The organism is Brevundimonas poindexterae (genome assembly GCF_020524625.1).
Classification (GTDB): domain Bacteria; phylum Pseudomonadota; class Alphaproteobacteria; order Caulobacterales; family Caulobacteraceae; genus Brevundimonas; species Brevundimonas poindexterae_A.
On sequence record NZ_JAIVLL010000005.1, the window covers coordinates 94,239 to 118,377 of the forward strand.

The following is a 24,139-nucleotide window of genomic DNA, read 5'->3' on the forward strand; positions in this document are numbered from 1 at the left end:
GCTCTGAACGTCTGGCTTCTGGCGCGGCGGCCGCGAAACGGTCACGGCAGGTCTCCTTCGCCCAAGGGCTCCAGCTGGCTTTGGGGCTCGTCGCCGCCGTGATGCTCTGGCCGTCAGGTCCCGCTCATGCACAGGGCACGTTTCAATGTTCCGGCGGACCGAACGAACAGCAGGTGGGCGTGACCATGCAGGGGCCCGTCACAGTGCCCCTCTGCGTGAGCCGTCCCGCGCCACGATCAGCATCGGCGGAGGGAGGCTCGGAGAGCGGTGCAGGCGGCTTCGACCCCTTGGGAGGGGTCTACCTCGAAGGTCGGCTCCCAGAGCCGCCTCGCGGCTGGCGGCCAACCTATGGCGGCTTTATGAGTTTCGTCGTCTCCCAGGATGAGAACGGCGACAATCCGGTCCACGACATGGTGCTGACGGTGGGCCACGCAACGCCCCAGGAAGCCGCCGCGACGGCCACGGCACTGTGCATGGAGCGCGCGCTCTTTCCCGAGCCGAGCGCTTCGTGTCACCCCCAGATCATCGATCATCCCTATTTCGTGGTCTATCAGCGGGACACGGAGGACGGTCGCTACCAGATGTCCCAGTTCGCCGGTGACCCGCGACGCTGGACCGACCATTTCGTGCGCCGCGACTCGGGCCGCGTCGAAACGTGCCCGGAGTACGACGCCCCAACCTATCCGCGGCCCTGCTTCAGGTTGGTCGTGTTCGACCGGAACGGGATCTGGCCCCGGTGACCGAAGGCGTTGAAGAGTGCACGGTATCCAGCCGGCGCGCATTCATTCTAGGGTCTCTGGGCGCTCTCGCGCTTGGTCCAGCGCTCGCCCGGCCGGTCCTGAAGCGAACTTACGCATTTGCCGACGGGACCGGGGGCACGCTCAGCCACCCCTTCGAGTTCTGGCGAAGGAGCCAGATTTTTCTGACGGGATCCTTCAACGGTCACCCCGTCGAAATGCTGCTCGACAGCGGGGCGGAGCATAGCATCGTCGACAGCTCGCTCGCGGCAGAAGTCGGCTTGAGCGTGGACGGGGCGCTGAACGTTGAAGGACTGAGTGGAACGGCCGCCGGGCACGGCATGTCATTCCGCATTACGGTGATCGATCTCGACGGCTTGGTCCTGACCACCAACTGGATCGCCATACTGGACCTCTCACCCTTCGCCGGGCCGATGGGGAGACCCGTGCGCATGATCCTGGGGCGTGACCTGTTCGACCAGCTCATGGTGGACCTCGACTTCGACCACCAACAGATCACCTTTCACGATCCGCGCCGGGTGCCGTCGCCGTCAGACATGCGAGGTCTTCGGATCAGTCGATCAGACAGCCTTCCCAACATCCCGCTCCGTGTCGACGGCAGCCGGCAGGTCCTCGCTGGGTTCGACCTCGGGTCTGACGACGCCTTGTCGCTCTCCGCCGACTTCGTTTCCGGTCACCGTAGTCTGCGTCGCCGTCAGACGGCGACAGCGCAGTTCTTGGGTGTCGAAGGCTGGTCGACCACCCGCATGCTCACTGTCGGAGACGTGAACCTGGCTGGCGCGACGTTCCAGGACGTCCCCGCCGATGTGCCGCACAGCTGGATTAGAAGACGGCCGAACGAGCCGCAGGCCAATCTGGGCATAGAGCTCATTCGGCAGTTTCGCGTCACAACCGATTTCACCAGGGGCAGGCTCTGGCTTCGTCGACGCTCTGTGACGGAACCCTTCTGGCGCGACCAAACCGGGTTCATGACAGCATCGCGGGGCGACCATCGGGAGGTCGTAATGGTCGTCCCCGGCGGACCGGCGGAACGGGCGGGCCTGAAGCTCGGCGATCGCATAGTCGCCATCGACGGCAGACCCGCGGGGCCAGATTTTACGTCCCCGGAACCCGTCACGAATGTTCCGGAAGGCACGCTGCTCCGCCTGACGCTTGAGGGTGGCGCCGAGCGGGTCATTGTCCAGGTCTTTTACTATTGAGCTGAACGGCGATCCGCCCTCGATGCCGGTGTCGAGGGAAGAAGCCTCGCGCAACGATGACTTTTGCCTCCATCCCAAAGCCCGATAAGAGCCCACCATGACAACGAACGGCGATGCGCAATTCTGGGACAGGAGCTCCCGCAAATACGCTCGAGAACCCATCGCCGATATGGCGGGCTATGAGCGCAGTATGAGACGCACTCTGGAACTCCTCAGACCATCGAACCGAGTGCTCGAACTGGGATGCGGGACCGGCAGCTCCGCCCTCCTGCTCGCAAACAGCGTGCAGAGCTACCTGGCGACCGACATCTCACCGGGGATGATCGAAATCGCGCGTGAGAAGCTGGCAACGTCTCCCGTAGGGTCGTTGAGCTTCCGCGTTTCGTCGGCCGAAGATGCGTCGCTTGATGCCAGCCAGTATGATGCGGTTCTCGGTTTCAACTACCTGCATCTGGTGAGGGACCTGCCGGGCACTCTGAGCCGCGTGCACCACCTCCTCAAGCCGGGCGGCCTTTTCATGTCAAAGACGCCGTGCCTCGGCGATGTGACCCCCCTACTTGGCAAGGTGCTGTTGCCGGCCATGCGGGCGATCGGCAAGGCGCCACACGTCAATGTGCTGAAGCAAGTCAACTTGGTCGAAGGACTTGAGTCCGCAATGTTCGACGTCCTTCTGGTAGAGGACCACTCGACACGAGGGAAAATGAAGCGGCCATACATCGTGGCCCTGAAGCCAGATCACACCCTAAGTCGGGCCGCCTGACCGACATAGACGGTCTGCCACGCAACGCGATCTGAAGGCGGCATCGCACGGACTAGTTCGCTGAGATCCGCGTAGGCGGCCGCTCCACTCGAAACACCACGACGCCGTCGAGCACCTCGGACCATGCTGCGGTCAGGGGAGGGGCCCATGATCGAACATATTGCGTCGGCGACCCAGGAGTGGCTCGCCGTAGCCTGGGCGTGGAGCGGATGGACGCGTGTGTCCGAACTGGCGACCGTCGTCACGGCCGCTGCGACCGCCTCGATTGCCGCATGGCTCTATTGGGAGCGGTGGTCCCAGATCAGAAAAATCGAGGCCTATCTGAAACGGGTAGGCAGCAAACGTGGGCCGGACGATCAGGGACTGCGCAGTGCCGAGAACATCTCGCGCAAGCTCGGGATACCGGTAGAGGATGTCCAGCGCCTTGCGCATGCGAGCCGAAACGTCGTCAGCCGGATCAGGCCAAATGGGCCCGAGCAGGACCACACCCTTCTCTGGGGGCACAAGCGCTTCGTGAAGGGCAAGAAGTAGCCGTACGGCCTCGCCAGATTCCGGCGCCTCGGCTCGGTCCTGGACTCCGGTGCGATGCGCTCAATACCTGCCGTCTGGATGTGACGGGGAAGCCGCCCCCTTCCTCAGTGGCGGCCTTTGACGGGCGCCGGGGCGCTCATGACGATGTCTTCCTCCGATCGATCAGGACGGCACACGAACGTGGCCCGGCCCCAGCAGTGCAGACGCCGGCATGGCACTGTCCGACTCCACAGCATGAAGCTGCCCCCTTTCGCCCGCTCAATGCGAGCAAGGTCCACCGTCATCTTGAGATCGCATCGGTCACACCAGGCATAGACCTGCCAACCGGCGCGACGGAGGTCGGCCAAGGTCGGGCAGGCCGACCGCCAGTTCTCGACAGTCCAGAAACGATATCTGGGATTTCCGCCCACGCCCTCGGCTCAGCGTCCCGGCGTGCCGCCCGCACGTGGACTCGCTCCGACCCGGCGCAGCTCGATCGACGCATGGATTTGTTGGATCAAGTCCGGGTCCACTGCAGCAAGCTCGCGCAGGAAAGCCGAAAGGCCGGCCAGCGCGTCAGACCCATCCGCGTTCAGCAGGCGCTCAGCCAAGGGTCGCAGGCGCTCACGCCTATGATCGAGGTCTTGGCAGGCGGGGGCATCCAGGGACATGTTCCATCTCCAAAGAGCCACCGACGAGCCTGTCTAATCGCTACCTCCGGCCGGGGCCAAGACAATTGTTCTTGATTTGTTCTGTTGCCTGTGGAGCAAGGCGCGAGCGCAGTGGCAAGTAATCTTGCTATCGGACTCATCCGAAAGCGGACCCCCCAGATGTCCGCTATGGGTGGAAAGCGGACTCCGGCGTGGCGACGACCCAAGCCGTCCACATGCCGAAAGATTTAGGGCCACGTGTACGGCTCGGGAGTCCACGTCTTCATGATGTCCGCTGGGGGTGTAGCGATGGACATTGACGTGATGTCGTGAAACACGATCGCCGAAACAGCATCGTCTGGCGTCGGCGGCCTGACGCTCACCATAGCGGTGATCTTATAGTAGACGAATGCAGCCTCCTGCGGCTTGCGTGCCGCGTCGGAGCCTACCTTCGCCCGGAACGTGGGAACATCGCCGACGTAATCCGGCAGCATATAGATTTCAGGGCACTCAGCCAGAACGCCAACCCATGTGTAGGTTGCGTCGGTCAGGAGCCAGAAGGCCGCAACTGTTTCCTTGCCGTAGGCTAGATTTGAGGCATTGCAGATCCGATCGCCGACTTCTGGCAGGCTGGCGACGTCCTGAGCGGGCCGGTAGTCCTCGCACGCAGACAAGCCAAGAATGCCGACCGCCGCCAATGCCAAGCTTGAACGCATCCCGCCCCCGAGGTTGGAGCGCATAAGAGATCACGGGGCAAAGGTCCGCAACGGGTCGAGAGCGGTCGAGCGCGACCTGCCTTGAAGTGAGCTTTCAGCCATCTGCTCCGGGGCGGCCTCTGCGCATCAGCCCAGGGGGGCAAGCAGACGATTGGCGAGCCGCGCTGCCAGCGAGCGGGAGAAATTGCTGGAGATCTGCTGCGCGCGGCCAGAACCAAGGCTAGCACGGTCGAATGGAAGCGTCTCGATCTTGGTCATGGGCGAGGGCCCTCTCTACAGCTCGCCCGGGCGGTTAATCCGTCCGACCATGCGCCCAGTATGCGGTTGAGGATTTCCAGATCGTTCAGAACCTCGATGGGCGAACGGGCAAGAGCGTGGCGAAGGGTATCCTTGATCCAGTCGCTCATGTCCGGGTGGCCCAGCACGAACTCGATCTGTGCGTCCACGGAGGAAAGTCCTTCTCGGCGTTCCACAGTGTTCATGTTCCTTGTCTCTCCATGGGAATGTCTTGGGCAGGCTTTTCGCGCGCTCGTCAGGGCGATCAGGCGGCCATTTTGGCGGAGGCAGAGGCCGCGTCCGCGACTTCCGTCCAGCTCAGGTCGCCGTCGTATCGCCAAGCCATGCGTCCCGCTTCGTCGAGGGCGAAAAGGTGAAGCCATCGGTTGTCGAACAGCGCGCGGACGCCCGGGTGTTTGCGCAAGACATCGATCATCGCCTCGCGGGGCGCCTCGACGCAGACGGTCAGGCGCAACGGCTCATGTACATATCGCTCGCCATCATGCACCGACTGCCAGGGAAGGCCGGTCCGCAGCAGGCCGCCGTTACCCTCCACCACGCCCATGCCGCCGGTTACATTGTGGAGTAGCTTGTTGCCGCCGCCGAAGACGTCGGGCGCGACGGTCGAGCCGTAGTATTGAAGGCTGATCCAGCTGGCGACGACGACCGGCGCTGTCAGGATCAACTCCAGCACGCCGAAACCCTGGTCCTGTCGCCAGTCGTAGTCGTGCAAGAAGGCCCGCCCGCCCAGGTCGGCCCCCGCGGTTCGCGCGCGCGGGGCAGCGATGAAGGTGCTGCACCCCGCCAGCCCCCACTCCGGTCGCGTCTCCGACCAGTCGCCGGCGCGACGGGCGACTCTGCCGGCGTCGGCACGTGGCAGGCGCTGGGCACGCTCGGTTCTCGCCAAGTTGCCGGCGGTAGATAGCCAGTCACGCACACGGCAAAGGCCTTCGTCGTAGACGGTCGGCACGGCCTCCAGGTCGAACAATTCAACCTCATCACGGGTGGTGCTGTGCAGACCGGCGACGAACAGAGTGTGGAACGGGATGTCGATGCCCCGGTCCTTTAGGGCGGCACGCACCTCGCGGTCGTTGAGCAGTCCCGCCAGAAGGCGCGCGTTGACGTCGCCCGCATAGCCGCCACAGGCCCCGCAGTGGAGGGTGCTAGCGTGCGGATTGTTGACGGTCTCCGCCCCGTGTCCAAGCAGAAGAACTAGAGGTGCGAAACCCGACGTCAGCGACAGGGCGCGCAGGACCGTCTCCGCGGTCGCCACCCGGGCTTCAAGTGACAGAGACGAATCGAACCGGGGGGCCGGGTCGGTCAGGATCGCGTGCGATCTGAGGCCCAGTCCGTCGGCGAACAGCTTGCCGACGTAGAGCGGTCCCGCCGCCTCGACGAAAGCGAACGACGACACAGCCGCCAGCTTGAATCGGCCCCAGGCGCGTCTGGCGCGCGCCCGCACGCGGGCCAGCGCTTCCAAGGGATCGGCGGGCGACGAGGCCGTGCTGGTCACGCCCGGGTTCAGCAGGACGGGGAGCCGCCGCTCCTCGACTTCCGAACCGAAGCGGCGGTGCGCGGTGGACAGGCCAAAGAAGCCGGCGGAGCCGAGCGTCTGGATGCGCGGATCGAGGCTTTCCAGAGCCCTGCGGAACACCTCCGAGCGGACGTCGATGCAGAACGCCGCCTGCAGAACCGGCCTGGCGGTCTGCGGCGCAAGCCGGGAAGTCGCCAGCGCCTGCGACAGGCCCCGCTGCCTCGCCCGCTCCAGCGCTTCCTGCAAGATGACGTCGATGATCATGTCCCGATCGGGGGAAACCGGCGCCGCATGGATCGCTCGCGCCTGCACCCAGGCGCGCTCAATCTCGACCGCATAACGCTGATGCAGGGCCTCTTCCCAGATCAGGCGCACGGCCAGCAGATCCCGCAGCGTCGAGTCGGTCCCGCCGGCCAGTTCGGCCTGCCACAGGCGATAGCGCGCCGCTTGGGCCCAGCCGCCCCAGGTCGTCAGCAGCCGGTGGAAATAGGTCTGGGCCTCTCCAGAGGACAGCTTGAGACGCGTCGCCGCCCTCGTGATCGCCATCCCGGCATCCTCCGGCGCCTCGGAGGCGTGCAGGGCGAACCCCGCCAGACCCGCGATCTCCGGGGTCAGGTCATGGGCGGCCGAGGCCTTCCACGCCGCCCAGGCGCCGCGTCCGCGCGGGGCCGGCCAAAGAGCCTGTCCCTCGTCGAAAGTTGACGCTGCCCACGCGCCCAGACGCTCAGCGATCAGAGCCGGCCAGTCGATGCCGGAGGCCTCAGCAGCCAGTTCCGCCACGGTGGGAGCCGCTTGGGGAGGAAGCGCGTCGATCGTCGCCGCAGCCATCACCGCCTCCACGTCGCTCGGTCTGAGCGAGGAGGGCGCGGCGGCCCAGGCGGCGCGCAGATCGACCCCGGAAATCGTGCCGTCCTCAAGTTTTGCGCGGTACCAGGAGCGGGGCATGGTCACCGGGCCTGCGCCCACGCGGGCCAGCCGGGCGCCGGCGACGGCCAGACCCTCACCGATCTGACCGAGATAGGGATTGACCGCGACGTTGGCGGCCAGCGGCCAAGCGGGCGGGATGGCTCGTACGGCCGCTTCCACAGCGGAAGCGAACGCGTCCGGTTGCGACGAGGGGTCAGGTGCGGTCATGGCCGGGGTCCTTGCGCTGGGACAGGTCAGTGGGAACGCCGGACGGCCCAGCCGCCGATAAGGCGGTCGAATGCGGCGTTGGCGTAGAAACCGTTGGACAGGTGCACCCTCAGGCCTGCGGCAGCGGGATGGTGCGCCCAGAGGGGGAACATTGCCTGAACCACAGCGACGGCGCCGAAGCTGAGCACGGCGAGGATCGTCAGGCCCCACTCCAGCGGTCCGGGCGGCGGGGGCGCGGGCAAGGCGCCTTCCGTGAGGCGCGTCGCCGCCATCTGAAGCGCGAAATAGGCGCCCGACGTCAGCACCGCATAAAGGGCCGTGCGACGAGTCAGGGCCGTCGGCGCAGCGTCGGCGAAGCCCTGGGCCAGCATGTATGCGACGCCGAAGATCAGTATGGCGCCCAAGGCGATGATCTGCGGTGATTTGTGCGTCAGCCCGAAGCCCAGGCCGATGAAGACGTAGATAGTCAGGGCGACCGCGAAAGCCCGCCCCACGGCGCCCGCGTCGGGCACGGCCACCGGGCCTGGCCGCCGGATGGCTGTCACGCGTTCGACCGCGCCGCCGGACGCCAGGAAGGAATGGGCCTTGTAGAGCGAGTGCGCCACGACGTGCAGAAGCGCCAGGGGGAACAGCGCCAGCCCGCACTGAAGGATCATGAAGCCCATCTGGGCCACGGTGGACCAAGCCAGCGAGGTCTTCACCGCCGGCTGCGTCAGCATGACAAGACTGCCGAACAGGGCCGTGAACCCACCCAGTACGACGAGCAGTGCGAGCACGCCCGGGGCCAGCAGCATCAAGTCCGCGAATCGGATCAGCAGGAATCCACCGGCATTGACCACCCCCGCGTGCAACAGGGCGGACACGGGCGTCGGAGCCTCCATTACCTCGGTCAGCCAGCCGTGGAAGGGAAACTGGGCGGACTTGAGCACAGCCGCCACTGCCGCCAACCCGGCTGCGGTAACGGCCAGGCTTCCTCCCTCGCCCCTCGCAGCGACCTCCAGAACGACGGCGATCCCCGTCGTGTCGTAGGCTAGCGCCAAGAGCACGGCCGCCCCGATCAGCGCCAGGTCGGCGAGGCTTGACACGATCCGGGATTTTCTCGCTGCGCGGCGTGCCGCCGCCCGATCCGGATAGAACATGAGCAGGCGTTGCAGGCAGGCGCCGGCTGCGATCCAGGCCAGGACGAACTGCACAAGGCCGCCGGCGCCGACAAGCAGCAGTACCGAAGCCAGCGTCAGACACAGCCACCCGGTGAAGGGGCCCTGACGCGCCTCTCCGTCCAGATATGTGCCGGCATAGCGGACCACGATCCAGCCGACGAAGGCGACCAGCGTCGTCATGGTCACGCCGACCACGTCCAGCCGCGCCATCAACCCGATGCCGCTCAGCCCAACCAACTGGCTCGACCCCGGTCCGGCGTACATGAGGGCGGCGACAAGACCCAGCGCCGCCAGCAGGCTGAGAAGCGCCGTTACCTCGGCCAGGCGGACCGCGGTGCGCGGCCGCACTCCCGGCGATCGGAACGCCACGACGGCGGCCAGCACCAGTGGCGCGGGAACCAGCAGCGGGAGAAGATGAACCGACATGGGCCGCCTCCGGAAAAGAATCTCGGTGGCAGGCTGGATAGTCGAGCTGGTGGATCAAAAATAATTCATAGTTTGCACGGTATCGTTCGATTATGCAGAACGAAATCCGCGCACTGAATTTCAACCACCTGCGCTATTTCTGGGCAGTGGCGCACGAAGGTTCCCTGACCGGTGCGGCCGCGCGGCTAAACCTCTCCCAGTCGGCATTGTCAGTGCAAATCCAGAAACTGGAGCACCAGATTGGCCACTCCCTGTTCGAGCGCGTGGGGCGCAGGCTAGTGCTGACTGAAGCCGGACAGATCGCGCTCGATTACGCCGACACGGTTTTTCAGGCCGGCCAGGAATTGCTCACGACGCTAGGAGAACGAGCCTCCGACAGGAGGCAGACGTTGAGGGTCGGCGCGCAGACGACTCTCTCACGAAATTTCCAGCTCGAGTTCCTGCGCCCGCTCGTCGGCCGTGCGGACGTGGAATTGGTCGTGCGTTCGGGCAACACCAAGGACCTCTTTCAACAGCTTGATGCCCATGCGCTGGACGTCGTCCTGACCAACACCGCCGCGCCGCCCGATGCGCGGTCTTTGCTGCGCAATCATTTGCTCGCCGAGCAGCCGGTCAGTCTCGTCGGACGGCCGCTGGGCACGAAACAGCGGTTCCGATTTCCCGATGACCTGTCACAGCACGCCTTGCTTCTTCCTAGCCAGGACAGTGAAATCCGGGTCGCCTTCGACCGTCTGCTGGAGATCGCGCAGCTTCGTCCGACGATATTGGCAGAGGTCGACGACATGGCGATGCTGCGTCTATTGGCGAGAGAACGCGACGGCATAACCTTGGTCCCGCCCATCGTCGTGCGGGACGAGCTGAAGACAGGGATCCTTGTCGAGCACCAAAGGATTCCGGAGGTGACCGAACGCTTCTATGCCGTGGTGAAGAAGCGCCGGTTTCCCAACCGGCTGGTCGCTCATTTGCTTGGCCGGCCGACGGCAGACCAGGTATAGCTGGCGCGCATGCGGACAGGGGGGCTGATCGATCCCGATGAGCGGGAGCAACGTCTGCTTTCTTCCCCCGGACCAATGTCAGCTTCTGGCGCACTGCGTACGTTGGCGACACCCAACCCGTGTGATTGCAGTGTCCGCTTTGGGTCGGGAGCGGACAGTGGCCTGAGGGTGGAAAGCGGACACGACCGGTCAGCGTGTTCTTTCGCCTTCGTAGCGGACCCGCACCACATTTGATGAGAGCCCGGGCAGAGCGACCGTTTTTTCGACCAGGCGGGCACATTCACCGTTCTCTGCAACGAGTTGGCTCGGCCAGCCTTGGGCGAGGTTTTCAGATCCGGAATCGTAGAACCGATCTTCCAACGAGGTCGGTACGGCTCCGAACGGCAAACCACCTTCTCGGCTGGGGGCGTTCAAGGCGCTCAACTCTGTGTACAACGGGTGGTCGCAGATCGAAACGTACAGAGTAAACTTCCTGTAGTCGCTGCTGAATTCAAGGAGGTTGCTGTCCACATACAAGATGGTTTCGCTGCCATTCATTTGCGCCGTGACGCTTGAGAGGTCGATTCTCGAGCAGCCCAAGGTCAAAAAAGGGAGTGCGATCGCTAGTATGCTCACCCGGCGCATCGGATCATCTCCAGCATGTCATGCTATGGCAGGTTCGCAGACCTGACGTCGCTGTCCTACTGTCTCATCATGCCTTGGAAGTCCGCAATGGGTCGGGAGCGGACATTCGGTCCTTGTCCGCGGCAAGTTCGCGCGAGGCGGGCCCGGCGGGCCGACCTTTGACGCACCGCAGCCTGTTCTGCTGCTGAGGCTCCACCAACTCAGCTGGTCCGTTCACGCAGTACTCCGCCCAACTATCCATGAGCACTCGTCGCTTCTTGAGGGCGTCGCCGCGACGATACGCGAGCTCAGCAGAGTTGCCGACAGTGTGAGCGAGAGCGGCCTCCGCGACCTCACGAGGGGTGGAGGTCATTTCCCCTGCCCAGTCTCTAAAGCTGCTTCGAAAGCCGTGGACGGTCACCTCTACCTTCATTCGACGGAGCACCATATCCATCGCCATGTTTGACAAGGGCATATGATTTCGTCGACCGGGGAAAATCGGACCCTGAGATTGGCCCAACTGAGAAAGGATGTCCAAGGCGGGCTCGGACAGGGGTACGCGGTGCTCCTTCGCAGCTTTCATTCGGCTTGCGGGGATCGTCCAGACCTTGCTGGCGAGATCGATTTCCTCCCACGAAGCCTTCAACGCCTCGCTTGTCCTGGCCGCAGTGAGAATCGTGAACTCCAACGCTCTCGCAGCGACGGATGGGTTGGCTCTCAAGCTGGCGTAGAACGCAGGCACGTCGGCGAATGGCATCGCGGCATGGTGGCCTTGGCTCAAGCGTTGGCGAGCAGGCAAAATATGTTCTAGATGCCCCTTCCAAGCGGCCGGATTATCGCCCGAGCGGTGGCCGCTCACCTTCGCGATATTCAGCACCGTTTCGATATAGCCTCGGAGTAAGCCCGCGCTCGCAGGGTGAGTTTCCCATAGCGATCGAAGAACAGGCAGCACATCGTCAGTCTGTATTTGATCGACTTTCAGGTCCCGCAAATTGCGGGCGTAGCCACCCGGTCCAATCGCACGCTTCCACCGGGCGATCGACTTGTCGGAGCGAACAGTCGATTTCCGATCCTCGATGAAGGCGTCGGCGAGATCTCCGAACGTAGGAGTATGTCGCTTGACTCGCTTGCTGGCGATCGGGTCAATCCCATCGGCCACGCTCTCCCGCAGGGATTGAGCCCGCTCTCGAGCGCGCGCCAAGCTGACGCTGGGCGGCGATCCGAGCCCCATCTCGCGACGTCTCCCGGAGAGATGGAAGATGTAGACCCATGACCGCGCGGTCTCGCTTTGAACCCGTAGATAAAGCCCCGCCCCGTCGGCGTAGATACCCGGCTCTTTCAGTGTCGCTGCCGCCCTCGCTGAAAGCCTGTGCATCGTCCTTGCCAAGTTGCCCTCGCAGCATGTTTCATAATTCGGTTCATAAGAAGGGGGCTGGATTGGAGCGCATCCCTAAGAACGTCCGTAGCCTATCACGGAAAATAACCATCGGAAATATAAATGCTTTTTGGACGTGAGCGTACAAACTCGAACGCGCACGGACCCCGATTCCGCTCACTTCGGGTGCGCCATTTCTTTCCCGACATTGCCGACATCGCCCTTTGACCTGACGGTCCGGCGCGCCACTTCGCGGAATTGATCCATCTCAATGCGCGGCCTGAGGCGAGGCGCGAAGGGACGGGCATGGTCATCCAGCTCTCACCCGAACGGCTTGCGGCGCCCACGCCGCGCTACACCAGCTATCCGACGGCGGTGCAGTTCACGGAGGCGGTCGGCGCGACCGAAAGTGGCGACTGGATCGCCGCCCTGCCGGGCGATGCCGACCTGTCACTCTATGTGCACATTCCGTTCTGCGGCGCGCTCTGCTGGTACTGCGGGTGTTCGACGACGGTGGTGAATACGCCGGGGCCGATCGCGGGCTATCTGGACGCGCTCGAGGCGGAAATGCTGACGGTTGCCGACCGGCTGGGCGGGCGGCGGCGGGTCGTGCACCTGCACTGGGGCGGGGGCTCGCCCAACAGTCTGTCGCCGGAGCAGATCGAGGATCTGGCCGCGCGCCAGCGGCTGCTGTTCGATGTGGCCGAGGGGGCAGAGTTCGCGGTCGAGATCGACCCGCGCTTCATGGATACGGCGCGCGCGGCGGCGCTGGGCCGGGCCGGGGTCAACCGCGTCTCGATCGGGGTGCAGGACTTCAGCCCCGAGGTCCAGGCCGCCATCAACCGCCACCAGTCCTTCGCCACCACACGCCAGGTGGTCGACCAGCTGCGTCAGGCGGGGATCGGCGCCCTCAACATCGATCTGGTCTATGGTCTGCCCCACCAGACCGAGGCCCGGCTGGCCGAGACCCTTGAGCAGGCGCTGGCCCTGTCACCCGATCGGCTGGCGGTGTTCGGCTATGCCCATCTGCCGCAGCGCATCCGGCACCAGCGGCTGATCCCGGATGAGACCCTGCCAGGGCATGAGGCGCGGCTGCGACTGGCCGAACTGGCGACGGCGCGCCTGCTGGAGGCGGGCTATGTGCGGATCGGGCTGGATCACTTTGCGCGGCCGGACGACCCTCTGGCCCGGGGCCCGGTGCACCGCAACTTCCAGGGCTATACGACCGACCCGTCGGATGCCCTGATCGGCTTCGGCGCCTCGGCCATCAGCCGCCTGCCGCAGGGCTATGCCCAGAATGCCACCGCGGTCGCCGACTACCGGCGCCGGATCGCCACCACGGGCCTGGCCACCGCGCGCGGCGTGGCCCTGAGCGAGGACGACCGGATGCGGGCCCATGTGATCGAGCGGCTGATGTGCGACCTCACCTATTCCGCCGCCGATGTCCGCGACCGCTTCGGGCCGGCGGCCGACCGGTTGCTGCCGATCGTGCGGGGCATGGATGATCTCGAGGCCGAGGGGCTGATCGTGCGCACCGCCGATGGATTCCAGGTGCCGGAAGAAGCGGCCCCCTATGTCCGGATCGTCTGCGCCCGCTTTGACGCCTGGCTGGCCGCAACGACCGGGCGACACGCCCCGGCGGTCTAGGCAGGACCTCGCCGCAAGGGCTGATCAGGTCCCGGGCTGGATGTAGGGGATGCGGGCGAACCATGCCCGCTCGGCGCCGCGAGGGTCGTTTTCCATGCGGGGCGGCCGGTCCAGCATCAGGGTCTCGCGTCGCGCGAGCGAATAGGGCGTCCAGTCCGGCAGGCTGCCGCCGTTCGGATCGCCCGTGGCGGCATAGCGGGCGACCATCGCACCCATGATGTCGGCCATGCCCTGGGACTCTGGCCCTATCGCTCCGGAGCCCTCGGCGGCGAGGGTGTCGAACACCAGCGGAATGTCCGAGGTGTGAAAGGCCCCGGTCCGCCCATTGGGCAGGCGCGCGGGCCAGTCCAGCTGATAGACATGCGCCGGTCGCCCCTGACGGGCGCGTTCCTCGGCCTCGATCACGGCGGCGCGCCAGGACCGGCCGGCGGTGGTGGCGCGGATCAGGACCTCGTCGGGCGACATCTGCGGATAGAGGTCGCGATAGAAGGCGATCACCTGCTCCGGGGCGACATCGATGCGCAGCTGGGCCGGGGTCAGGCGGGCAGGCAGGCTGTCCCAGGTCAGGCCCTGATTGGCGGGGTCGTTGCCGAGGAAGGCGAGGGTTTCCTCGCGCGTATTGCCGATGATCATGGGAATGTCGGCCGACAGGGCTGGGGCGTCGGGATAGAAGGGATGGCGGGTCAGCACCCGGTCGTCCATCACCGGCCCGAAGTAGAGGCCGCCGCCCAGAACGGGGTCCTCGGCCCGGGTGGCCTCGACCAGCTGTTCGACCGGCAAGGTGCGCAGGCGCCCGATTTCGGTGGGCCGCAGGTCGAGGGCGTCCAGCCAGGCCTCGGCGCGGCGCGTGGCGTTCAGGGGGCCTGAGGCCGTAACCTGCTGGCCGCTCATGGTCATGACCCGGTGGAACAGGCCGCGCGCCTGCGGCATGGCCATCAGGGTCGCGATCTTGGCCCCGCCGCCCGACTGGCCGATCAGGGTCACGCGCGACGGGTCCCCGCCGAAGCCCGCGATGGCGTCACGCACCCATTGCAGCGCCAGGACCAGATCCAGCTGACCCAGATTGCCGCTGTGCTCGAAGCCGGACAGGCCCTGGGCGGCGGCGAGACGCGCCAGATAGGCATAGCCCAGCGCATTCAGCCGGTGGTTCAGGGTGACGACGACCAGGCCGTGCCGCCGGGCCAGCCTTGCGCCCTCGGTCAGGGGGCTTGACCCGGAGCCGTTCGAATAGGCCCCGCCGTGAATATAGACGATCACCGGCCGGGGCGGTCCGGCCTCGACCGGGGCCCAGACATTCAGGCGCAGGCAGTCTTCCGACATGACCCCCGCGTCTGTCGCCCTTTGGGGGGCTGAGGGGCCATAGGCGAGGGCCTCGAACGGTGTTGTCCAGGGCGTCCGCGCGATTGGAGGCGCAAACCGGCGGGGACCCGTGTCGGCGCCGTAGGGAATGCCGAGGAAGGTCTGAACTCCCTGATCGATGAAACCGCGCACCGGGCCATGGGGCGTCGGGACAACGGGATGGCTCCCAAAGGCACGGGCGTGGGCGAAGCCCGGGGCCATGACGGCCGCACCGGCCCCGATCAGCAAGCCGCGTCGCGACGCGGACACCCGATGCTCAGACATGAAACCCTCCCGCACAGACGCTGTGCGGGAGGCTGTCACGCCGGGGGCAAAGCTTCAATGCGGATCAGTAGGCGTCGCACGCCGCGCGGTTACCGGCTTCACAGGCCGCCACCTGTTCCCGCCAGCGGGCGTTGCGGGCTTCCCACGCTGCACGCTCGGCGCGGTATTCGGCCTGGGTGGTCTCCCATTGGGCCCGTTGTCGGGCGGCCTCAGCCTCGGCTTCGGCGATGCGGGCCTCACGGGCGCGCTCGGAGGCCTCGTACTCCGCCCGGGCCTGGGCATCGGCTGCGTCTGCGGCTTGCAGACGCGCCAGTACCTCGGCGTTCAGGCGGTGGGTCTCAGCGTCGCCGCTGTCCTGTCCGGCGGGGTCCTGCAGGACGGGATCCTGAAGGGCGGGGCCGGACATCAAAAGGGCGGCGGAAAGGGTCAGGGCGGAAATCATTGTATCCTCCGGTAGGTCTTGCCCTTCAGAAACGGCCAAGCCTGTTAATGTTTCCCGATCCTGCTCAGGCGGCAAGCACCAGTTCGAACCGGGTGCCCTGCGGGCCGGTCGAGACCAGCCGCAGACTGCCGCCCTGGGCCTCGGCCAGTTCGCGCGAAATGGTCAGGCCCAGACCCGAGCCCTCACGGCCGGAGCCGGACACGAAGGGCTTGAACAGCTGCTCCTCGATCCGCGGCGGAATGCCGGGGCCATTGTCCTCAAGACGGATGTGGACGCGGGGGCCGCGCACCTCGGCGCTGACCTCCAGCCGCGGCGGGCGGGTGCCGCTGAGCGCCTCGGGCGTGTCGGTAAGGGCCTGACGGGCATTGCGCATCAGATTGACCAGGATGCGGTGAAGCTGGTCCGGATCGGCGGTCACCGACAGGCGGGCGGGCAGATGCCGGACCAGCTTCAGCTCGCTGTGATCCAGGCCCGCGTCCTGTGCGGCGGCCGTCAGGGCCGGCCCGAGGGCGACCCGTTTCAGCTGGGGCTCGGGCTCTTCGGTCTTGCCATAGTCCAGTACATTGCGGGTCAGGGCCGTGGCGCGGCCCAGCGCCCGCTCCAGCCGGGGCAGGGCCCGCGCCACAGTGGGATCGGCGGAGTCGGCCATCCGGTCCGAGGCGATCTGGGCAGCGCTCAGCATATTGCGCAGGTCGTGGTTGATCTTGGCCACCGCCTCGCCCAGCGCCGCAAGGCGGGCGCGGGAGCGAAGGGCCAGTCGCACCTCGCCCTGCATGCGGGCCAGTTCGCGCTCGACCTGCCCGATCTCATCCCGACGGGCGGACGGGGGCTCCGGGTCTGACTCGGGGTCTCCCGCGAACCGCTCGATCGAGCGGGTCACCCGGTTGAGCGGGCGCAGCACCAGAACGGCCAGGGCGGCATAGAGCATCAGACCCGCCAGACCCGCGACCAGCACGGCGGTCAGCAGGCTGTTCACGAGGGTGGCGCGCAGTTCCTGCTTAAGGGGTTCGGCGGGAGCGAGGATCTCGACATAGTCGCCCGAGCGGTAGCGAGGGCGCGCCTGGACCCGGATCGAGCGGTCCGGGTGGCCGAACAGGGTGCGCCACGGGTCGATCAGCCGGGTCCAGGTGCTGCGGCCCCGAAGGTCGATGACATCGGGCGCGCGCGGCAGGTTGGGGGCCTGAAGCAGCAGCCGCCTTACGCCTTGGTCGCCCACCACCACGGCCTGGACGCCGCCGATGGTCATCAGCTGCTCGGCCACCTCATCGTCGACCATGCTGTAGGGCAGGGCCTCGACGGCGGTAGAGGCCAGCTCGGCCGCCTGCAGCCGGTCGCGCAGCCAGCGCTCGTGGAAGCCCGCCGCATTGGGCACGATGATCAGGGCGCCGACGGCAAAGGTGAAGATGACCGTCAGCAGCAGCAGGCGCAGTGCCAGACCGGAGATCATGCGCGGCACGGGCTGGGCCCCGGCGGGTGCGCCGGCACGGTCCCTGAGCGCTGTCAGGGGCTTGATCGCCCAGTGGTAGACCCGGTCTGTGGCCGCCGTCATGCCATCCTCTTCCGGCGACGCTTGTACCACGTCTGGCCGCCCTTGATCAGCAGGGGCAGCAGGATCGACAGGAAGGCCACGCCCATCAACGGCCAGAAGAATTTCGAGACCAGCATGTTCAGGTCCGGCTGGACCCCCTGTTGCAACAGGTCACCGAGGCCCGATCCGATCCAGGTGTAGATATAGGTCGAGGGCAGCAGGCCGAGGAAGGTCGCAAGGATGTACGGCCGCAGGGGGGCTGCGACCATGCCCGCCGTGGCGTTGATCAGAACGAAGGGCACGCTGGGGATCAGCCGCAGGGTCAGCAGGGTGACAAAGGCATTGCGGTCGATGCCGGTCGCGATCTTGTGCATCATGCCCGCGTCGGCCTCGAACTTGGCCCTCAGCCAGGTGCCGATGGCACTGCGGTACAGAAGATAGATGGCGATGGAGCCGAGGGTGGCCCCCGTCGCCTGCGCCAGCGCCCCGACCGCCGGGCCGAACATCATACCCCCCAGCAGGGTCAGGAATACGGGACCGGGAATGGTGCTGGCTGTCGCCAGGGCATAGACGGCGACGAAGATCACGAGCGCCAGCAAGAAGTTGTCGGCGGCAAAGGCCTGGAGATTCAGGCCATGCTCGCGCAGCATCTCCATCGAGAGATATTTGTTCCAGCCCATGGCAAAGGCCAGGATCACCAGTCCGCCGAGCGCGATCACGGGTGAGAGGCGCAGCGCCCAGTCCTTCACGGACCGCGGCGCATGGCGTTTGGCGACCGTCCCGGCGTCGGGCTCAGGCTCGAGATCGGCAGGGGTCAGGGGCTGTGTCATGGCTCCACGGTCCGGTTCTGGGGGCGGTTGGCACGCCGACGGCGTTGACACCCGCGCCCCGGGGTCTTATACGCCCGCCCTCTTGCGGTGGACGCCTTCCTGTCTGCCGCCTCACCGCTAGATATATGGAGCCGACCGTGAAGCGGACCTATCAGCCGTCGCGACTCGTGCGCAAGCGCCGACACGGCTTCCGTTCGCGGATGGCCACCAAGAACGGTCAAAAGATCGTTGCGCGTCGTCGTGCCAAGGGCCGTAAGCGCCTGACGGCCTGATGCGTAGGGTCTCTCCTTGCGAGAGACCCCTGAGTGGCCATGACCCGCATTGAACGCCTTACTTCGCGGCCCCAGTTTCTGGCGGCCGCGAAAGGCATGTCTGAAGCCCGGGGCGGGGTGGTGATCCAGCGCCGCGACCGGGCCGACGCGAATTCCGTCATCGGCGTGGGCTTCACCGCGACGCGCAAGATCGGCGGCGCCGTGGTGCGCAACCGCGCCAAACGCCGCCTGCGCGAGGCCGCGAGGCTGCTGGTCCCGGACCTGGGCGTGCCCGGATCGGACTATGTGCTGATCGCGCGCATGGGCACGGTCGACCGCGACTGGTCACGTTTGCTTGACGATGTGAAATGGGCCCTTACAAGGCTCGCGACCCCGCGCCCGCCGCGGCCGGACAAGCCCGTCGGGCCTTCGGCCTCGCCCGCACCCTGATATTTCTGCCAGACAGGCCAGGACCGCCGATCCATGAACAGCGACAACAATCGCAACACGATCATTTTCATCGTGGTCACGGTGATCTTCCTGTTCGCCTATCAGGCCTTTGTGCTGCAGCCGCAGGCCGACCAGCGCAAGGCGGCCCAGAAGGCCCGCACTGACGCCGTCGCCGAGCAGACGCAAGCGGGCCCGGCCCTGCCGACCGACTCCGCCGATATCCCGCCGTCGCCGACCGTGTTTGTCACCGACCGTCAGGCCGCGCTCGGCACCGCCAGCCGCGTAGCCATCGAGACCGACAAGCTGCGCGGCTCGCTGTCGCTGGAAGGCGGCAAGATCGATGACCTCTATCTGCTGGGCTATGACCAGACTTTGCACTCGGACCAGCCGGTCGAGCTGTTCCGGCCGCAGGGCATGGAATACGCCTATTTCGCCCAGTTCGGCTGGCTGGGGACCAATGTCGCCGGCGGCGTCCCCGGGCTGGATACGCCCTGGCGCCTGACCGACGGCGAGACCCTGACGCCGTCCACGCCGGTGACCCTGACCTGGGACAACGGCCAGGGCCTGCGCTTCACCCGCGTCATCTCGATCGACGACCAGTATCTTTTCACCATCACGGACACGGTCGCCAACTTCAGCGCCCAGCCGATCACGGTCGCCCCCTATGGCTCGGTCCGCCGTCAGGGCGTGCCGCCGACCCTGGGCCGCGAAATGATCTCGCACGAGGGGGCCATCGGCACCTTCGGCAAGGACGGCCGCTATTCGACCGATCAGGTCAAGTACAAGGACTGGGCCAAGAAGCCGCCGATCCGCGAGGAATCGACTGGCGGCTGGCTGGGCATCACCGACAAATTCTGGCTGGCCGCCCTGATCCCCGATCAGGACGAGGCCATCGAGGCCGAGTTCCGCGTCCGCGAGCAGGGCGCGGTCAAGTCGATGCAGGCCAATATGCTGGGCGAGGCCGTGACCATCCAGCCGGGCCGCCAGATCACCGAGACCCGCCACCTGTTCGCCGGGGCCAAGCGTAACGAGATCCTCAAGGCCTATGAGGACAGCCTGGGCCTGCCGCGCTTCATCTATGCGATCGACTGGGGGATGCTTTTCTTCCTGACCCGGCCGATCTTCATGATCGTCGAATTCTTCTACGGCCTTCTGGGCAATTTCGGTCTGGCCATCCTGGCCCTGACCGTGGTCGTCAAGCTGGTCATGTTCCCGCTGGCCAACAAGGCCTACGAGAGCATGTCCAAGATGCGCAAGCTCCAGCCCAAGATGGAGGAGATCAAGAAGAAGTACGAAGGAGACATGCAGAAGCAGCAGCAGGAAACGATGGCGCTGTATCAGCGCGAGAAGATCAATCCGCTGGCCGGCTGCATCCCGATCCTGATCCAGATCCCCGTCTTCTATGCCCTCTACAAGGTGCTGTTCGTCACCATCGAGATGCGCCACGCGCCCTTCTTCGGCTGGATCCAGGACCTGTCCTCGCGCGACCCCACGAATATCTGGACCCTGTTCGGCCTGATCCCGTGGGATCCGGCCAGTGCGCCGCTGATCGGTGGCCTGCTGGTCGGCACACTTGGCCTGGGCGTGCTGCCGATCTTCTATGGTCTGACCATGTGGCTGCAGATGTCCATGAACCCGCCGCCGCCGGACCCGATGCAGCGCAAGATCTTCGGCTTCATGCCGTTTGTCTTCACCTTCGTGATGGCGCCGTTCGCGGCCGGCCTGCTGGTCTACTGGGCGTGGAACAACATCCTGTCGATCATCCAGCAGTACATCATCATGCACCGCTTCAAGGCCGAGAACCCGATCGACACCTTCATCGACCGCATCCGGAAGAAGGTCGCGTGACCGACTTCACCGACGAGGAGCTGGAGGCCGCGCGGGTGCTGTTTGCGCGGCCCGCCACCTTCGTCATGGGCTGCGCCAAGATCGAGCAGCTGCCGCCGCCCGACTGGCCCGAGATCGCCTTTGCCGGCCGGTCGAACGTCGGCAAGTCCAGCCTGATCAATGCCCTCGTGGGCATGAAGGGTCTGGCCCGCGCCTCGAACGAGCCGGGGCGTACGCGAGAGGTCAACTTCTTCGATTTGGACGGGCGGATGCGTCTGGTCGATCTGCCGGGCTATGGCTGGGCCAAGGCCTCCAAGGGCGAGGTCAAGCGGTTCCAGAACCTAGGCCGGGACTATCTGCGCGGGCGGGTGACGCTAAAGCGCGTCTATCTGCTGATCGACGGCCGCCACGGTCTGAAGTCGGTCGACACGGAGGCGCTGGACGCCCTCGATCTGGCGGCGGTCAGCTATCAGATCGTCCTGACCAAGGCCGACAAGCTGAAGGCGGGCGAGGGCGAGAAGCGCGTCGCCGAAACCCTGAAGGCCATTTCCAAGCGCCCGGCCGCCTATCCCCAAGTGGCGCTGACCTCGTCCGAAAAGGGCTGGGGCATTCCCGAACTCCGCGCCTGGGCCATGGCCGCGGCCGAGGTCGCCCCCTAGTCGGCGGGAAGCGACAGGGCGAGGCCGATCAGTGCCTCCACATCCCCGTCAGCCGTCTCGAGAGTCTGCTCCAGTCGCGCACAGGCCTGAAGGATGCGCGAAGCGTCCCGCACCTCGGCCTTCGCATGCTGTTCGCCGAGCCGGTCGCGGTCGAGGTAGCGCCAGCCGCTGTCGGCGGGATGGGCCCGGATCAGGTCCCAGCGGGCTTCGGCATCCAGATGATCGGCCAGCCGGGTCCACCGCCGGGCCCGGGGCCCCTTGCGATAGAAGCCGGCCTTCACCGGCAGATCATGGGCGCGATAGACCGCCAGGGCCCGGTCCCGCAGGACCGTCAGCCGCGCCCGCGCGTCGGTGTCAGTCAAGGTTGAGGGCGCTGGTGACCGAGACGTCATAGACCACCCGCGTGACGCTCTGGACCAGTTCGAAGAACTGCCGCAGTTCGGTCGAGCCCGAGCGCGGCACGAAGATCAGATCGTCGGGCCGGATCTCGAAATCCGAAGCGACGAACAGGCCGTTGGGCCCCGACAGATCGAGGCGGTAGACGACCGGCACGCCGCGCGGGCTGGGCCGCTGGGTCAGGCCGAGAGCACGGGCCGCCGCGGGGTCCTCGAAGCGGAAGATCAGCACCGACCGGGCATCGGCCGTATCCGGATTGGGGCCCCCGGCGCGGGCCAGAGCGGCAGCAAGCGTCAGCGGTCCGGGCCCGATTTCGGCCTGGGATACGGCGCCGAGCGCCCCCATCACGCTGTAGCGGCGCGGCTGGTACTCAAGCGTGACCCGGTCACCCGGGGCCAGCCGAACATTCTGGTCAAACCGGCGGGTCACGGTGGTGTAGGGCGCGCGCCAGGTCGCCTCGCCACGGCTCACCACGACCTCTACCTCTTCGGGCGCGCGGGCAGTCCCGCCGCTGGCCGCCACCACATCCAGCAACCGGTCCCGTCCGGTGGCCAGGGGCACACGGCCGGGGGTCCGCACCTCGCCCAGTACGGTGACGCCGGTGGAGGGCGCTTCGGCCAAGGTGACCGTCACCTGAGGATTGCCGACCCGTCCGACAAGAGCGCGGCGGATGGCGGCGCCGGCCTCGGCCACCGTCAGGCCCTCGACCCGCACGGCCCCGGCGAAGGGGATCTGGATGGCGCCCCCACCGTCGACGACGGCCGGCGGCAGGGTCTGGCTGGCCCCCTGCACCGTGCCGCCACCGCCGCGCGAGCCGAACAGGGCGCCGCTGGGCTCATAGATGGAGACCGACAGGGTGTCGCCCACACCGATCCGGTCCAGCGGTACAACGCTTTCGGCGCCCGCGAGGGAGTCTCCGGCTTCCGCGGGAAGCGCCCGCAGGATCTGGCTGACCGTCGGGTCCAGATCGACCACGGCATAGGTCTGGTCTCCGGCCTGCGCCTCGACATCCCGCGCCGAAGGGCCCTCGACCGGCAGGGTCGAACAGCCGGCGACAGCACAGGTCAGGAAGACGGCAAGGAGGGACGGCCGGGTCATGCCTCAGACTTACCGGCCTTTCCGGGGGGGCGCCAGTCGCTCCGTAAGCCGCCGAACCGTCAGATACCCGGTCGCATCTGCAGCGCCTCGGCGACGATGTGGAAGTGATCGCTCCAGGTCGCCGCCTTGTACGGCACGGGCTTCAGATCGCCCCGCGCGGCGCGCTCGATCGCCTTGTACCAGCCGGGGCCATCCAGCGGGTCGATCAGCTTCGCCTTGGGCACCAGTTCGCGGTGGGCGGCAATGTCCGAGGCGATCAGGGGCACGCCCATGGCCATGGCCTCGACCGCCGGAAGGTCGAAACCCTCCACCGCCGAGGGCGCGAGCACGCCCCGCGACGCGCGCATCAGGCGCGACAGGGCCGCGTCGGGCAGTTCCGACGCATGGTGCACCAGTCCCTGCAGCGGCGGGGACCGCTCCAGCAGGTCCATGACGGCCTCATTCTCCCAACCGCTCCGGCCGATCAGGACCAGGGCGGGCGCGTGCGTGCCCATATGCTCCTCCAGCCGCCGCCACAGGGTCAGCAGGAAGGCCAGGTTCTTGCGGGCCTCGATGGTGCCCACATGCACGAACCAGGGCCGCTCGGCCGGTCGCCAGTCGGGGTCGGAAAAGGGCGGCTCCAGTCCCAGATGGGCGACCACTGTGGTGGGACGCTCAAGGCCTTCGGCTTCGGCAAACGTCTTCAGGACCCTGGCCGTCGTCTCCGAATTGACTACCAGTACGGCGCCCTGACGCAGGGCCAGGCGGATGCGGGTGCGGTGGCGCGCAGCCTCGCCGGGTCGGCAGTATTCGGGATGGGTGATGGGGATGAGGTCGTGGACCATCAGTACGGACCGCGCGCCCTCGGCCGCCAGATCGGACAACAGGCGCGAACTGGTCAGGCCGCTGTGCCCGACGTTCACATACAGGCTGCCGCCGGGAATTTCGGACAGGGGCCGCGACTTGAGCATACGCGTCACGGCCTGTCGGCGGGGTTCCCGTTCAGCGTGGCGCGAGCCCGCCACGGACCGGTTCCCCCGGGGGCGGGCCAGCAGCTCGGTCAGGGTACGTTCGGCCTCGCCCACCGCGTCGCCCGTCCAGCGGGCGCGGGTCGAGGCCACCAGGTCGGCAAACCATTTTCCGTCCAGAGCCAGCAGACGGTCGCCGCGCGTGCGCACCGGCACGAAGCGCACATCGGGGTGTCCCATCAGCCATTCGGCATAGGCCAGGCACACCCGATCCACGCCGGTCGGCGTGTTGCGGCCGCTGCGCTGCGCCAGCCGCCCGCCGTCGAACAGGACGGTGCGCGTCAC

25 protein-coding genes are annotated in these 24,139 nt (G+C 66.5%); 10 read left to right on the forward strand and 15 right to left on the reverse strand.

From position 1 onward, the window contains the following. Positions 1-359 precede the first annotated feature (359 nt). From LC068_RS13180 to LC068_RS13195, 4 genes are all read left to right on the forward strand, one after another. Positions 360-740 (forward strand): hypothetical protein, encoded by a 381-nt coding sequence (locus LC068_RS13180; protein ID WP_226637943.1) that lies wholly within the window; start codon positions 360-362, stop codon positions 738-740. Beyond that, positions 737-1,957, forward strand: coding sequence for an aspartyl protease family protein (locus tag LC068_RS13185; protein ID WP_226637944.1), 1,221 nt, complete (start codon positions 737-739; stop codon positions 1,955-1,957). Before LC068_RS13180 ends, LC068_RS13185 begins: the two co-directional genes overlap by 4 nt. A 97-nt stretch (positions 1,958-2,054) precedes the next feature. Beyond that, on the forward strand, positions 2,055-2,717 hold the full coding sequence (locus LC068_RS13190; protein ID WP_226637945.1) for a class I SAM-dependent methyltransferase: 663 nt from the start codon (positions 2,055-2,057) through the stop codon (positions 2,715-2,717). A 147-nt stretch (positions 2,718-2,864) separates the two neighbouring features. After that, entirely contained in the window at positions 2,865-3,248 is a 384-nt protein-coding gene (locus tag LC068_RS13195) for a hypothetical protein (RefSeq protein ID WP_226637946.1), read from the forward strand. A gap of 419 nt (positions 3,249-3,667) precedes the next feature. Here the strand turns inward: LC068_RS13195 and LC068_RS13200 are convergent, their stop codons facing one another. The 6 genes from LC068_RS13200 to LC068_RS13220 form a co-directional block, all read right to left on the reverse strand. Then, positions 3,668-3,898, reverse strand: a complete 231-nt coding sequence (locus tag LC068_RS13200; protein WP_226637948.1) for a hypothetical protein — start codon at positions 3,896-3,898, stop codon at positions 3,668-3,670. 227 nt (positions 3,899-4,125) lie between these two features. Next, positions 4,126-4,617: a hypothetical protein gene (locus LC068_RS13205; RefSeq protein WP_226637950.1), complete on the reverse strand. Its 492-nt coding sequence runs from the start codon at positions 4,615-4,617 to the stop codon at positions 4,126-4,128. 102 nt (positions 4,618-4,719) lie between these two features. Beyond that, the gene (locus LC068_RS13850; protein WP_264182430.1) at positions 4,720-4,851 is read right to left on the reverse strand and encodes a hypothetical protein; all 132 of its coding nucleotides are present in this window, start codon (positions 4,849-4,851) and stop codon (positions 4,720-4,722) included. Beyond that, entirely contained in the window at positions 4,848-5,039 is a 192-nt protein-coding gene (locus LC068_RS13210; protein WP_226637952.1) for a hypothetical protein, read from the reverse strand. Before LC068_RS13210 ends, LC068_RS13850 begins: the two co-directional genes overlap by 4 nt. Before the next feature lie 95 nt (positions 5,040-5,134). After that, positions 5,135-7,537: a YbcC family protein gene (locus LC068_RS13215; RefSeq protein WP_226637954.1), complete on the reverse strand. Its 2,403-nt coding sequence runs from the start codon at positions 7,535-7,537 to the stop codon at positions 5,135-5,137. Between the two features lie 26 nt (positions 7,538-7,563). Next, entirely contained in the window at positions 7,564-9,123 is a 1,560-nt protein-coding gene (locus LC068_RS13220) for a proton-conducting transporter transmembrane domain-containing protein (RefSeq protein WP_226637956.1), read from the reverse strand. A 92-nt stretch (positions 9,124-9,215) separates the two neighbouring features. Here LC068_RS13220 and LC068_RS13225 point away from each other — a divergent pair, with 92 nt between their 5' ends. Then, a complete protein-coding gene (locus LC068_RS13225; protein ID WP_226637958.1) occupies positions 9,216-10,118 on the forward strand; it encodes a LysR family transcriptional regulator in 903 nt (300 codons plus the stop codon). Between the two features lie 189 nt (positions 10,119-10,307). Here LC068_RS13225 and LC068_RS13230 read toward each other — a convergent pair whose 3' ends face one another. Then, positions 10,308-10,742 (reverse strand): hypothetical protein, encoded by a 435-nt coding sequence (locus LC068_RS13230; RefSeq protein WP_226637959.1) that lies wholly within the window; start codon positions 10,740-10,742, stop codon positions 10,308-10,310. Positions 10,743-10,809: 67 nt separating this feature from the next. Then, a complete protein-coding gene (locus LC068_RS13235; protein WP_226637999.1) occupies positions 10,810-12,096 on the reverse strand; it encodes a tyrosine-type recombinase/integrase in 1,287 nt (428 codons plus the stop codon). 306 nt (positions 12,097-12,402) lie between these two features. On the opposite strand from LC068_RS13235, the gene hemN reads away from it, so the two are divergent. Next, a complete protein-coding gene (hemN, locus tag LC068_RS13240; RefSeq protein ID WP_226637961.1) occupies positions 12,403-13,743 on the forward strand; it encodes an oxygen-independent coproporphyrinogen III oxidase in 1,341 nt (446 codons plus the stop codon). Positions 13,744-13,767: 24 nt separating this feature from the next. Here the strand turns inward: hemN and LC068_RS13245 are convergent, their stop codons facing one another. From LC068_RS13245 to LC068_RS13260, 4 genes are all read right to left on the reverse strand, one after another. After that, complete coding sequence (locus tag LC068_RS13245) at positions 13,768-15,366, reverse strand: carboxylesterase/lipase family protein (RefSeq protein ID WP_226637962.1); 1,599 nt, start codon at positions 15,364-15,366, stop codon at positions 13,768-13,770. A gap of 64 nt (positions 15,367-15,430) precedes the next feature. After that, entirely contained in the window at positions 15,431-15,808 is a 378-nt protein-coding gene (locus LC068_RS13250) for a hypothetical protein (RefSeq protein ID WP_226637963.1), read from the reverse strand. 64 nt (positions 15,809-15,872) lie between these two features. Then, complete coding sequence (locus tag LC068_RS13255) at positions 15,873-17,357, reverse strand: sensor histidine kinase (protein ID WP_226637964.1); 1,485 nt, start codon at positions 17,355-17,357, stop codon at positions 15,873-15,875. After that, positions 17,354-18,166: a TVP38/TMEM64 family protein gene (locus tag LC068_RS13260; RefSeq protein ID WP_226637965.1), complete on the reverse strand. Its 813-nt coding sequence runs from the start codon at positions 18,164-18,166 to the stop codon at positions 17,354-17,356. The genes LC068_RS13255 and LC068_RS13260 overlap by 4 nt, the downstream gene beginning before the upstream one ends. A 137-nt stretch (positions 18,167-18,303) precedes the next feature. Between LC068_RS13260 and rpmH the strand changes: the two genes are divergently transcribed. Genes rpmH through yihA form a run of 4 tightly spaced genes read left to right on the forward strand, consistent with a single transcriptional unit; the run spans position 18,304 to position 21,353 of the window. After that, the gene (gene rpmH, locus LC068_RS13265; RefSeq protein ID WP_003164000.1) at positions 18,304-18,438 is read left to right on the forward strand and encodes a 50S ribosomal protein L34; all 135 of its coding nucleotides are present in this window, start codon (positions 18,304-18,306) and stop codon (positions 18,436-18,438) included. Positions 18,439-18,477: 39 nt separating this feature from the next. Then, positions 18,478-18,867, forward strand: a complete 390-nt coding sequence (gene rnpA, locus LC068_RS13270) for a ribonuclease P protein component (RefSeq protein WP_226637967.1) — start codon at positions 18,478-18,480, stop codon at positions 18,865-18,867. Between the two features lie 33 nt (positions 18,868-18,900). After that, a complete protein-coding gene (gene yidC, locus LC068_RS13275; RefSeq protein WP_226637968.1) occupies positions 18,901-20,715 on the forward strand; it encodes a membrane protein insertase YidC in 1,815 nt (604 codons plus the stop codon). Further along, the gene (gene yihA, locus LC068_RS13280) at positions 20,712-21,353 is read left to right on the forward strand and encodes a ribosome biogenesis GTP-binding protein YihA/YsxC (RefSeq protein WP_226637970.1); all 642 of its coding nucleotides are present in this window, start codon (positions 20,712-20,714) and stop codon (positions 21,351-21,353) included. The genes yidC and yihA overlap by 4 nt, the downstream gene beginning before the upstream one ends. On the opposite strand, the gene LC068_RS13285 is transcribed toward yihA, so the two are convergent. From LC068_RS13285 to LC068_RS13295, 3 genes are read right to left on the reverse strand one after another with little or no spacing between them, the layout of a single operon-like run. Continuing rightward, entirely contained in the window at positions 21,350-21,715 is a 366-nt protein-coding gene (locus LC068_RS13285) for a hypothetical protein (RefSeq protein WP_226637972.1), read from the reverse strand. The genes yihA and LC068_RS13285 overlap by 4 nt on opposite strands. Beyond that, the gene (locus LC068_RS13290; RefSeq protein ID WP_226637974.1) at positions 21,708-22,847 is read right to left on the reverse strand and encodes a polysaccharide biosynthesis/export family protein; all 1,140 of its coding nucleotides are present in this window, start codon (positions 22,845-22,847) and stop codon (positions 21,708-21,710) included. The genes LC068_RS13285 and LC068_RS13290 overlap by 8 nt, the downstream gene beginning before the upstream one ends. A 59-nt stretch (positions 22,848-22,906) precedes the next feature. Next, positions 22,907-24,139, reverse strand: coding sequence for a glycosyltransferase family 4 protein (locus LC068_RS13295; protein ID WP_226637976.1), 1,233 nt, complete (start codon positions 24,137-24,139; stop codon positions 22,907-22,909).

Coding starts and splice junctions, on each gene's coding strand:
- LC068_RS13255 (WP_226637964.1), bottom strand. CDS start 17,357: ATGACGGCGGCCACAGACCGGGTCTACCACTGGGCGATCAAGCCCCTG.
- LC068_RS13245 (WP_226637962.1), bottom strand. CDS start 15,366: ATGTCTGAGCATCGGGTGTCCGCGTCGCGACGCGGCTTGCTGATCGGG.
- LC068_RS13230 (WP_226637959.1), bottom strand. CDS start 10,742: ATGCGCCGGGTGAGCATACTAGCGATCGCACTCCCTTTTTTGACCTTG.
- LC068_RS13200 (WP_226637948.1), bottom strand. CDS start 3,898: ATGTCCCTGGATGCCCCCGCCTGCCAAGACCTCGATCATAGGCGTGAG.
- LC068_RS13220 (WP_226637956.1), bottom strand. CDS start 9,123: ATGTCGGTTCATCTTCTCCCGCTGCTGGTTCCCGCGCCACTGGTGCTG.
- LC068_RS13215 (WP_226637954.1), bottom strand. CDS start 7,537: ATGACCGCACCTGACCCCTCGTCGCAACCGGACGCGTTCGCTTCCGCT.
- LC068_RS13180 (WP_226637943.1), top strand. CDS start 360: ATGAGTTTCGTCGTCTCCCAGGATGAGAACGGCGACAATCCGGTCCAC.
- LC068_RS13260 (WP_226637965.1), bottom strand. CDS start 18,166: ATGACACAGCCCCTGACCCCTGCCGATCTCGAGCCTGAGCCCGACGCC.
- LC068_RS13290 (WP_226637974.1), bottom strand. CDS start 22,847: ATGACCCGGCCGTCCCTCCTTGCCGTCTTCCTGACCTGTGCTGTCGCC.
- LC068_RS13190 (WP_226637945.1), top strand. CDS start 2,055: ATGACAACGAACGGCGATGCGCAATTCTGGGACAGGAGCTCCCGCAAA.
- yidC (WP_226637968.1), top strand. CDS start 18,901: ATGAACAGCGACAACAATCGCAACACGATCATTTTCATCGTGGTCACG.
- LC068_RS13195 (WP_226637946.1), top strand. CDS start 2,865: ATGATCGAACATATTGCGTCGGCGACCCAGGAGTGGCTCGCCGTAGCC.
- LC068_RS13205 (WP_226637950.1), bottom strand. CDS start 4,617: ATGCGCTCCAACCTCGGGGGCGGGATGCGTTCAAGCTTGGCATTGGCG.
- LC068_RS13250 (WP_226637963.1), bottom strand. CDS start 15,808: ATGATTTCCGCCCTGACCCTTTCCGCCGCCCTTTTGATGTCCGGCCCC.
- LC068_RS13850 (WP_264182430.1), bottom strand. CDS start 4,851: ATGACCAAGATCGAGACGCTTCCATTCGACCGTGCTAGCCTTGGTTCT.
- LC068_RS13225 (WP_226637958.1), top strand. CDS start 9,216: ATGCAGAACGAAATCCGCGCACTGAATTTCAACCACCTGCGCTATTTC.
- hemN (WP_226637961.1), top strand. CDS start 12,403: ATGGTCATCCAGCTCTCACCCGAACGGCTTGCGGCGCCCACGCCGCGC.
- rnpA (WP_226637967.1), top strand. CDS start 18,478: ATGACCCGCATTGAACGCCTTACTTCGCGGCCCCAGTTTCTGGCGGCC.
- LC068_RS13235 (WP_226637999.1), bottom strand. CDS start 12,096: ATGCACAGGCTTTCAGCGAGGGCGGCAGCGACACTGAAAGAGCCGGGT.